The organism is uncultured Rhodococcus sp. (assembly GCF_963525155.1).
GTDB lineage: Bacteria > Actinomycetota > Actinomycetes > Mycobacteriales > Mycobacteriaceae > Rhodococcus_F > Rhodococcus_F qingshengii.
Window position 1 is genome coordinate 1 of sequence record NZ_CAURKP010000318.1, and the last position, 3247, is coordinate 3247.

2 protein-coding genes are annotated in these 3247 nt (G+C 61.1%); both read right to left on the reverse strand.

Translation table 11 applies throughout. The annotated features are described in order from the left end of the window. A partial coding sequence (dpdF, locus tag RWT78_RS28860) for a protein DpdF (protein ID WP_314682831.1) occupies positions 1–2347 on the reverse strand: 2347 nt, incomplete at its 3' end. Next, positions 2334–3095 carry a hypothetical protein gene (locus RWT78_RS28865; protein ID WP_314682835.1) on the reverse strand — a complete coding sequence of 254 codons (762 nt, stop codon included), beginning with the start codon at positions 3093–3095 and terminating at the stop codon, positions 2334–2336. The genes RWT78_RS28865 and dpdF, both read right to left, overlap by 14 nt. Positions 3096–3247: the final 152 nt, after the last annotated feature.

The following is a 3247-nucleotide window of genomic DNA, read 5'->3' on the forward strand; positions in this document are numbered from 1 at the left end:
TTTCGTCGAGAATGATCGGTGTGTGGGGCACCGCGGATTGCAGTCTGTCGGCTTCGCCGGGCGTCAGGCCCGAGAACACGCTGACTCTTCTCTGGGCCAGGCGGACGAGCAACGGTTCGGTATCTTGTCCTTCACTGAATCGGATAAAGAGTCCGGGGCAGTTTCCACGCCACGTGCTCAGGGGATCGGCGAGAAAGTGTGGGGCGGGCAAGAAGGGGTTGGGTTCCTGAGGCTGGGTGCCTGGCGATGATGCGGAATCACGTCGGCAGGAGGGGCATCCCCTGCATGCCGGCGATGTAAGCAGGGTTCCGCCGTCGTGGTGCACTCGATAGTGGCGCGCGATCACGCGTCCGACACACGCCTCGCCGGTCACTAGAGTTGCCGAAGCCTCTAGCGCTGCTGTTTGTGCTGCATTTACCTTCTCGCGCACCTCTTTCAGAGCCCGCATCCATCCGGCCTCGCCCTGCAGATCTCCACGGAGCAACTCGAACTCGATGAAGTCATCGATGTTGGCGTAGAACGCCTCGCGCGCTTGAGTGTCGGCGTCAGCGGTCGCTCCTTCTGTTGGAACCCATTGCGGCGGTCTGAGGCGGACGATCCCTGCTTGTGCCATCAACGTCAGTGTGCGCACGTTCCATCTGGCGCTGCGGCCGTATCCCTCAGTCATGTACTCCGGCAGTGTGCTCTTCTGTACTCGGTATCGCAGTGGACGGACCTCGGTTCCTTTGCTGAGGAGTCGCCTCCAGCGGTTCCATCCTTTTTCGTCGCCGATCATGGTTATCTTGCTCAGTCGTGCCGCGATCTGTCTGTCCCCGGGGCCGCTGCAGAGGTACGCAACCGACGGTCGCCCGTCTCGTCCCGCACGACCGACCTCTTGGTAGAAGCGATCGATGGTTTCCGGCAGGCAGGCATGCACCACGGTGCGCACGTTCGGCATGTCGAGACCTAGGCCGAACGCAGACGTTCCGACGATGACATCAAGGCTCGTCGCCGCGCTGTGCCCAGAGGTGGCGAGCCCGCGCCAATGGGCCATGACGGAATCGCGTTCAGTCTCGGTGGATTTGCCAGTTACACAGCCGACGCGGGCCAGGCCCTTCTCGTGAAGTCGAGTGGTCCAATTTTTTGCGTCTTCGACTTTGGACGTGTACAGGATCAGTGGACGGGGAAGTGTGGTCACGGCCTGCAGGATTGCTTGGTTGCGTTCTTCTTCGTCGCTGAAAGCGTCGAAGAAGAACGCCGGTTCGGTGCGTAGTTCTGATCCCCAGACCAGGTCTGCCTTCTCGGCGTCGACTGCGAACAGGCTGGTGAGCAGGTCCAGCGGTTTCTGCGACAACGTCGCGCTGAGGAGCAGCACCGAAGGCTTCTTTCCCTCTGGTGCCCTTTCGTGCGCTTCGCGGATCAGTCCCGGCATCGTCTGGAATTCTGGCCTGAAGTCGGCGCCCCACTGGTCGACCAGGTGTGCCTCGTCGATGACGATCTGCTGCAAGAATCCTGCATCGGCACAGTCGAGCACGGCGGCGGCTAGGCCTGTTACGAATGCCTCCGGTGAGGTGTACAGCAGGCGCTGCGTTCCAGATCGAATATGTTCGCGCAGGTCCTTCTTTGTCTGGTCATCGAGTGAGCCGACGTACGCGTACCGATTCAGTGGGCTGAGTGGGCGCCCCCGAAGCTGCGCAGCCTCCCGCGTTCGTCGTTCCATGTCGAGAGCGAGGACAATAGTCGGGACGACGACAATGGTGACGCCGTGGACAGAGAGCAGCGTCTTCGACCAGGCGACGGCAGTTTTGCCGCGCCCTGTTGGCAGTGCGATGACCAGTGCACCGTTCTCGTTCAGAACTGCAGCTCGAGCTGCCTGGCGTTGTGTCTCTCCTCGGTAGGACTTGTACCGATGAGCCTGTTCCCAAAATGGGTCGGCAGGCAACTGCGCGGCGTTCTCTGAATCCACATCACGGTATGCGGCTCGGACTTGATCGCGTGCGAGTTCTTCGGCTGCGGGAGTGGTGTCGCTGCTTAGGGGATGCCAGTCGAGCGCACGGATCGCCAGGCGCCCGTCGGTCAGTGGGCTCGATGAACATGCCGCTTCGTGCCACTGCTCCGTCGTTGGCCAGGCCGGGTCCGCTGGCACCGCTACCTCGGGATTTCCACCATAAGTCGTGTGAGCTGTCAGCAAGACTTGCCGGATCAAGCCGGCGACGTCACGCCATCGCGCCCCGCCGCTGCCCAGGCCATGCATCGCGTCGAGAAGTCGGCGGCACGCGTCACTGCAATCCCAATCGGGGTCCACCACTGTGGGTTGGGGCCAGGCTGCTAGTGCGGACTGGACTACTGAAAGGTCATTGCGCGACATAGTCCGACCATGGTTGCGTAGACAGGACGACACAACTGACTGTGGTCAACCTGATTATCGGGTTCGTGACGGCTTTTTCGATTGCACGACCGATCGCCACCTCGGTCTCCAATGCACGCGGGTCGCTGACCAGGCCGGCCGCTTGCGATCGAGCGCGACTCTGGGCGAGGACTCGTTCCGTTTCGGTTCGTACGTTGTCAGCGGCCTTGTCGCATGCATCGAGCAGGTCTGCTGCTGCCTGTATGTGATCGAGTGCGATCTGGTAGCTGGATTTCGCGACAGCCTCGAAGTTCTTTTCGCCGCCAACGACGGTGTGTAGAGCAGAAATCCGTTCGGGGTTGAGGTTAGTGTCCCGGCCTCCATCCTTCATGGGAAGGGACAAGTAGGCGGCAAGTTGAGCATTGTCCACGACGTCACTCGAAGTTGTCGGCACCCAAATTCGGTGTTGCTGCGGCCGCAACGCGTTGTCTGCTCGTCGTCGCGCAATCGGTTCGATCGCTCGATCATCGCCAATTGCGTCGATAATCGGTGCGGTGTCAGTCTCGACGATGAAGTCGAAACCGAAAAACGCGTGAGGTTCTTCGTATCCTGGGCACCGTCGCCACATCGCGGCAGCCTGTCCACGATCGTCGAACGCGAGTAGCTTCTCCACCCCGTCGATGAAGGGGTTGCCGCGTCGAAACAGTCGCCGCGTTGGTCTCAGTTTCCACCGGTCGAAGAAGCCACTGCGGGCGGAGTCGACCGTCATCAGTCTGGTGAGGAGTCGGGCGCTGAGGAGAGGATCTGCCCTTGAGTGCCGTTCGAAGGTGACGCTGCCGTCGCTGTTCTCTCGACCATGGAGTCGAATACCTTCTGCTCCTTCGATGAGCAATCTGTAGGGGCGTTCGATCTGCTCAGGCT